The organism is Herbaspirillum lusitanum P6-12, from assembly GCF_000256565.1.
Lineage (GTDB): Bacteria > Pseudomonadota > Gammaproteobacteria > Burkholderiales > Burkholderiaceae_D > Herbaspirillum > Herbaspirillum lusitanum.
Map to the genome: position 1 here is coordinate 1 of NZ_AJHH01000029.1, position 518 is coordinate 518.

At 65.3% G+C, this 518-nt stretch carries 1 protein-coding gene; it reads right to left on the reverse strand.

Annotation, left to right across the window (positions count from 1 at the left end; all coding sequences use genetic code 11):
* Positions 1-212: 212 nt before the first annotated feature.
* On the reverse strand, positions 213-518 hold a 306-nt coding region (locus tag HLUSI_RS33765; protein ID WP_029362980.1), incomplete at its 5' end, for a response regulator transcription factor.

Below are 518 nucleotides of genomic sequence, written 5' to 3' on the forward strand. Positions count from 1 at the left end.
GCCGGCGGCGCGTTGAAACCGCGGCCGTCGCTGTCCTGCCAGTCGACCCGGGTCAGATGCAAGGTGGCGTCGGCATGCGGTGCATCGCTCTGCACGTACCAGGCGCCTACGGCAATCAACAGCGCCACGGACAGCAGCAGCACGACGCCGGAGAGCAGGGATGCAGGCAGTTTTTTCATGCGGGGATGGGCATCAGGCATGCATCGGCTCGCTCAGTCGGGCAGCAGCCCGAGCGTCCTGGCTTCGTAGATGGCCTCGGTTTTCGAGGTGACCTTGAGCTTGCTGTAAATGCGGCGCACGAAGGTGCGCACGGTGAACGGCGACAGCTGCATCAGCTTGGCGATCTCCTGCGCGGTGAAGCCGCGGGTGATGAAATCCAGTACTTCCTTTTCGCGCGCCGATAACAGCGTCGATGGTTCGGCCGGAGCGGCCGCGGTCGGACTGGCGGCCACATCGGCAGGCGTCGCCGCCCGAAAACGCTGCCGAAGGTGTTGCCTTGCAGCGCCTTCGGTTGTCCG